6 protein-coding genes are annotated in these 5,986 nt (G+C 70.1%); 1 reads left to right on the top strand and 5 read right to left on the bottom strand.

Annotation, left to right across the window (positions count from 1 at the left end; genetic code table 11):
• The 3 genes from I59_RS16955 to dxr form a co-directional block, all read right to left on the bottom strand.
• Nucleotides 1–1,093, bottom strand: a 1,093-nt coding sequence (locus I59_RS16955; protein WP_083882195.1) for a cytosine permease, incomplete at its 3' end; no start/stop codon positions are given.
• A 129-nt stretch (nt 1,094–1,222) separates the two neighbouring features.
• Nucleotides 1,223–2,557 (bottom strand): RIP metalloprotease, encoded by a 1,335-nt coding sequence (locus I59_RS16950; protein WP_022904888.1) that lies wholly within the window; start codon nt 2,555–2,557, stop codon nt 1,223–1,225.
• 111 nt (nt 2,558–2,668) lie between these two features.
• Complete coding sequence (gene dxr / locus I59_RS16945) at nt 2,669–3,757, bottom strand: 1-deoxy-D-xylulose-5-phosphate reductoisomerase (protein ID WP_022904887.1); 1,089 nt, start codon at nt 3,755–3,757, stop codon at nt 2,669–2,671.
• A gap of 64 nt (nt 3,758–3,821) precedes the next feature.
• On the opposite strand from dxr, the gene I59_RS16940 reads away from it, so the two are divergent.
• Nucleotides 3,822–4,346, top strand: coding sequence for a hypothetical protein (locus tag I59_RS16940; RefSeq protein WP_022904886.1), 525 nt, complete (start codon nt 3,822–3,824; stop codon nt 4,344–4,346).
• A 70-nt stretch (nt 4,347–4,416) separates the two neighbouring features.
• Here I59_RS16940 and I59_RS16935 read toward each other — a convergent pair whose 3' ends face one another.
• Nucleotides 4,417–5,394: an FKBP-type peptidyl-prolyl cis-trans isomerase gene (locus tag I59_RS16935; RefSeq protein ID WP_022904885.1), complete on the bottom strand. Its 978-nt coding sequence runs from the start codon at nt 5,392–5,394 to the stop codon at nt 4,417–4,419.
• 6 nt (nt 5,395–5,400) lie between these two features.
• Nucleotides 5,401–5,898 (bottom strand): OsmC family protein, encoded by a 498-nt coding sequence (locus I59_RS16930; protein WP_022904884.1) that lies wholly within the window; start codon nt 5,896–5,898, stop codon nt 5,401–5,403.
• Nucleotides 5,899–5,986: the final 88 nt, after the last annotated feature.

Genomic DNA, 5,986 nt, shown 5'->3' with positions numbered 1-5,986 from the left:
CGATGAAGTCCGGCGCGAAGAAGACGACGGAGACCGCGCCGATCACCATCACGACGCCGTCCACACCCGCCGCGACGGGGCGAGGGATCCGCACCCCCGCGCTCAGCAGTGCGAGGCCGGACGAGTAGATGTCCATCACCGCGCCGCCGACGATCCCGAGGATGGCGACGATCGCGAACGGGACGAGGAACCAGATCGGCAGGATCGTGGTGAGCGCGCCGATCGGGTCGGCGTTGATCGCGGCGTTCAGGTCCTTCGAGGACCCGGCGAGCAGCACGCCGAAGACGACGAGGAGCGCCGGTGCGAGGGCTCCGCCGAACGTCGTCCATCCCACGACCCCGCGGGTGGAGGACGTGCGCGGCAGGTAGCGCGAGTAGTCGGCGGCGGCGTTGACCCAACCGAGCCCGAACCCGGTCATCACGAGCACCAGCGCACCGATGACCTGCTGCGCACTGCCCGACGGCAACGCGGCGATGGCGGCGAAGTCGATCGACGGGACCGCGAGCACGACGTACACCACCGTGAGCACCGCGGTCACGACGGTGATCCAGGTCTGCAGCCGCATCACGACGTCGAAGCCCGCGATCCCGGCCCCCACGACCAACGCGGCGACGACGACGAGCGCCACCAGCTTGGTGACGACGCCGTCGTCCCAGCCGAGCTCACGGAAGACCGTCGACGTCGCGAGCACGGCCAGAGCAGCCAGCGCGGTCTCCCACCCGACCGTGAGCACCCAGCTGAGGAACGACGGCAGCCGGTTGCCCCGGACGCCGAACGCCGCCCGGCTGAGCACCATCGTCGGTGCCGACCCGCGCTTGCCCGCGATCGCGACGACGCCGCACAGCAGGAACGAGAAGACCACCCCGATGACGGCCACCACGGTCGCCTGCCAGAACGAGATGCCGAACCCGAGCACGAAGGCGCCGTACGCGATCCCGAGCACGGACACGTTCGCCGCGAACCACGGCCAGAACAGCCCACGCGGCGTGCCCTTCCGGTCGGCCTCGGCGATGACGTCGGTGCCCTGGCGTTCGACGGTCCGCAGTTCCGGGCCCCGCGGGTCCGGTGCAGGGGGCATGGGCGCTGTGCTCATGCGCCGAGCGTAGTGCGCGCGCCGCCGGCCGGGCAGGCTCGCCGTCGTCCTGTGGACGGACTGCTGCGGTCCTGGGACGGACTGCTGCGGTCCTGGGGACGGACCACTGCCGTCCTGAGGACGGGCCGGCTACCCGAACAGGTTCACGGGGCGCACGATGTCGGCGTAGATGAGCAGCGCGCTCATCCCGGCGAGGAGCACCACGACGACCATCGTGAGGGGCATCGTCTTCGCGAGGTCGATCGGCCCCGGATCCGCCTTCCCGACGAGCGTGAAGGACCGGCGCTTCACGGCCTCCCACAGGGCACCCGCGATGTGGCCGCCGTCGAGGGGCAGCAGCGGCACCATGTTCAGGACGAACAGGCCGATGTTGAGCGAGGCGAGCAGGCCGAGGATCGTGTAGGCCTTGTCGACGATCGGGACCCCCGACATCGACGAGACCTCACCGATCGCGCGCCCGACGCCGACGACGGACACCGGGCTGTCCTGCGACCGGGCCTGCGAGCCGAACGCCGCGTTCCACACCGCGACGAGCCGCTGCGGGAGGTCGATGATGAGGTGTGCTGACGCCGAGATCTGCGCGCCCGTCGCCGGCAGGACCGCCGTCGGCGACTGCCGGACGAGCGACTGCCCGATGCTGACGCCGACCACGCCGACCTGCTGGGTCTTGGTCGTGCCGTCCTCGTTCTTCGCGACCGTGCCGTCGGAGCGGTAGACGTCGCGCGTCGCCGTCACCGGGGTGATCTCGAGCGTCTTGCGGGCACCGTCGCGCTCGACCACGACCGTGAGCTCCTTGCCGGCGCTCCGCTGGAACAGCGTCGACACCTCGGCGATCGTCGGGTCGGCCTTCCCGTCGACGGAGAGCACGACGTCGCCGGACCGGATGCCGGCCTCCTTCGCCGGGGACACCGCGTCGTCCGAACTGCAGGTCGTCGTCCGGCTGTTCGGCAGCACGCAGTCGACGCTCGACGTGAACGTGGTCGTCGGCGCGCCGAAACCACAGAGGAGCACACCGAACAGGACGATCCCGATGACGAGGTTCATCGCCGGACCGGCGACCATCACGATGATCCGCTTCCACGGCGTCAGGCGGTAGAACGCGCGGGAGTCGTCGCCGCCGGACTCCGCGATCTGCTCGGCGCTGGCCTGCCGGGCGTCCTGCACGAACGCGCCGTACATGCCCGTGTTCGTGATCGCGCTCGGCTTGCCCGAAGCCCGCGGTTTGAGCATGCCGACCATCGAGATGTACCCGCCGAGGAGGATCGGCCGGATCCCGTACTCCGTCTCGCCGCGCGTGAACGACCAGATCGCCTTGCCGAAGCCGAGCGAGTACTGCGTCACCTTCACGTTGAAGAGCTTCGCGAAGGAGAGGTGCCCGAGCTCGTGGAGTCCGATCGAGACCAGCAGGCCGACGATGAAGACGACCACGCCGAGGACGAAGAGCAGGACGGATTCGACGGTCACCGGGAAAGGCTACGGGACGCTCCCCATGACGGAGCCGAGCGCACCCTGGGAGGTGGGTCGCGCCTCCCGTCCGACAGGTGGTGGGCTTTCAGCCTGGAGGCGCGGCGTGGGTCAGCGCGACAGCGCGCGGTCCGCCGCGGCGCGCGCCCAGCGCTCCGCTGCCAGGACGCCCTCGAGGGAGGACTCCCCCATCGTGTGCTCGTCGACGACCCGCTCGACCGTGTCGACGATGTCGAGGAAGCCGATCGCACCCGCGTGGAACGCGGCGACGGCCTGCTCGTTCGCGGCGTTGAACACCGCGGGGAACGTCCCGCCGGCCTCGCCGACGCGCTTGGCCAGCGCGACGGCTCCGAACGCCTCGGCGTCGAGCGGCTCGAACGTCCAGGTGCTCGCGGTCGTCCAGTCGAGCGGGACCCCGACGCCCGGCACGCGGTCCGGCCAGGCGAGCCCGAGCGCGATGGGGAGGCGCATGTCCGGCGGCGACGCCTGCGCGATGGTCGACCCGTCCACGAACTCGACCATCGAGTGCACGATCGACTGCGCGTGCACCGTCACGTCGATGCGGTCGTAGGGCACGTCGAAGAGCAGGTGGGCCTCGATCACCTCGAGACCCTTGTTCACGAGTGTCGCCGAGTTCGTCGTGACGACGAGCCCCATGTCCCACGTCGGGTGCGCGAGCGCCTGTGTCGGGGTGACGTCGCGGAGTTCGTCGCGGGAACGGCCCCGGAACGGTCCGCCGCTGGCCGTCAGCACCAGGCGCCGGACCTCGTCCGACGAGCCGGAGCGCAGCGCCTGCGCGATCGCCGAGTGCTCGCTGTCGACGGGCACGATCTGCCCCGGTCGGGCCGCGGCCTGCACGAGCGGCCCGCCGACGATGAGGCTCTCCTTGTTCGCGAGGGCGAGCGTCGCCCCGGACTCGAGGGCGGCCAGGGTGGGTCCGAGTCCGACCGAGCCGGTGATGCCGTTGAGGACGACGTCCGCCTCGACGCTCCGGATCAGCCGCTCGGAGTCGGCGGCACCGAACGCGGTGTCGTGGACGCCGAAGCGCGTGGCCTGCTCGGCGACGAGGGCACGGTTGTTGCCGGCGGTGAGGCCGACGACCTCGAACCGGTCCGGGTTGCGCGCGACGACGTCGAGCGCCTGGGTGCCGATCGAGCCGGTGCTGCCGAGGACGACGATCCGGCGCTTGGGGGGCTGCATTTCGTAACTGTACCGAGACCGCACACGAGCCATCCCTCCGCTGATATGCGGAAGGATGTTCAGCATGCGAACCAAACAGCGCTCCGTCGCAGCACTCCTCGCCTCAGCCGCCACCACGCTCGTGATCGTGGGCTTGGGGACGACGAACGCGCAGGCGACTCCCGCCCCGTCCGCCGCGGTCGACACCGCACAGCTCCGTGCGCTGAGCACCACGCAGAGCCGGGCCGAGATCGACGCACTCGTCAGCGGGACCGACCCGGTGTCGCTCTACGTCGACGCCGCGACCGGCGAGGTCCTCGCCGCAGCGCCGGCGCCGGACAGCACGGTGACCGGCGTGCACACGCGAGCGTTGACCCCGATCGGTCCGGGATGCACGTCGACGAGCGTCTGCATGCGGAGCATCTCGGGTACGCCGTACGGCCTCACCGGGACCGGTACCCGCACGGGCACGTGGAAGAAGATCATCAGCTACTCTTCCGGCGACCGGGAGACCAGTTTCTGGGCGTCGAACGGTATGGCGTACACCTACCGGGCGTACTCGAACGTGACGCTGAACGTGACCGTGACGATCACGAAGGTCCAGCGCTGAGCCGTTCCTCACGAGGCGAGGGCGATGAGCACCTGCTCATCGCCCTCGCCGAGGATCACGTCCTGCTCCGTCAGCCGATGGCGAGGATGTCGACGACGAAGACCAGCGGAGCGTTCGCGGGGATCCCGGACCCTTCACGCGGGTTCGCTCCGTAGGCGTCGTCCGAGGTGGCGACGATCAGGACCTGCGAACCGACCTTCTGACCGACGAGCCCCGTCACGAAGCCCTTGATGAGACCCTGCTCCGAGACGGTGAACGTCGTCGGGACGCCCTTCGACCATGACGAGTCGAACTCCTTGCCACCCTTGAGCAGCACGCCCTTGTACTGCACGAGAGCGGTGTCGCCGTCCTTGATCGTCTGCCCGTCGCCCTGCTTGAGGACCTCGACCTCCGTCTTCGAGGGGGTCTTGATCCCCGACGGGATCGTGATCTGCGGCTCACCGTCGGCCTTGTCCTTGACGGTCGGCAACGCGGGGTCCTGCTCCTGGGGCGTACCCGTCGCCTTGGTCGGGATCTTCGAGACGATGTCGGCGACGACGACCACGTCACCGCCGGTGTTGAAGCCGATCGCCGAGGACTGGCCGACGACGACCACGCGCTCGCCGACCGTCGAGCACGCGAGGATGGCGCCGAAGCCACTGCCGCCCACGGAGAGCGCCTGCGGGTTGCCGGAGTCGAAGCCCACGCTGCCGAGCTTCGAGGCGTCCTTCGCCTGGTACACGCTGTAGGAGACCTGCGCGTAGTCGCCCGACTTGAGGGACGCACCCTTGCCCTGCACCGCGACCGTGGCCTGCGGCTCCGATGCACTGAGCCCCTTCGCGAAGGACACCTTCGGAGCGGTGGCCGTGCCGACCGCACCCGACACCTTCACCGAGTCGGAGGCCTTGCCCGGATCGGGGCAGGAGGTGATCGCCGCTGCGCTGGCACTGGCGCTGGACGACGCGCTCGGCGATGTCGTGGCGGTGCCCGACCCCGTGCCGGAGCACGCGGCGAGTCCCAGCACGACGGCGGGGACCAGGGCGATCGGGAGCAGGCGAAGACGCTTCACGGGACCCTAGTCTGCCGCACTCGCCGATGATTCCCCTGCGAGCACCCGGATGTCGGGCTCGTGGTGGACGGGGAACGCAACGGAGCGCGCGATGAAGCAGAGCCGGTTCGCCTCGGCGTGCGCAGCGATCGCGTCCTCGATCCTGTCCGCCTCACGGATGGTGACGACCGGGTGCAGCGTCGTCTCGACGAGCTCGCCGGAGCCGTCGCGGTTGAGGTTCAGGCTCGCGGTCGCCCGGTCCTGGTAGTCGACGACCGTGAAGCCCTGCTGCACGGCGACGTGCAGGTAGCTCAGCATGTGGCACTGCGCCAGCGCCGCGACGACGAGCTCCTCGGGGTTCCAGCGGTCGCGGTCGCCTCGGAACGTCGGGTCGGCCGAACCCGCCAGGTCGTGCTTCCCCGCCGCGGAGACCACGTGGTCGCGGCCGTAGTCGCGGTAGCCGCTCGTGCCGGAACCGCGGTCTCCGGTCCAGCGGACGGACACCTCGTAGGAGTGGTCGGACACGTGGGGCACCTCGTTCGTCTCGTTAGCATTGCGGCATGACTGAGCGCCATCCTCTCACCGGCGACGGGTCCGTCGAACTCGGCGTCCT

The sequence above is a fragment of the Curtobacterium sp. B8 genome (genome assembly GCF_000333315.1).
GTDB lineage: Bacteria > Actinomycetota > Actinomycetes > Actinomycetales > Microbacteriaceae > Curtobacterium > Curtobacterium luteum.
Note: the sequence above shows the minus strand (reverse complement) of the source record. Positions and strands in the feature narration are given on the sequence as shown.

Coding starts and splice junctions, on each gene's coding strand:
- I59_RS16940 (WP_022904886.1), top strand. CDS start 3,822: ATGCGAACCAAACAGCGCTCCGTCGCAGCACTCCTCGCCTCAGCCGCC.
- dxr (WP_022904887.1), bottom strand. CDS start 3,757: ATGCAGCCCCCCAAGCGCCGGATCGTCGTCCTCGGCAGCACCGGCTCG.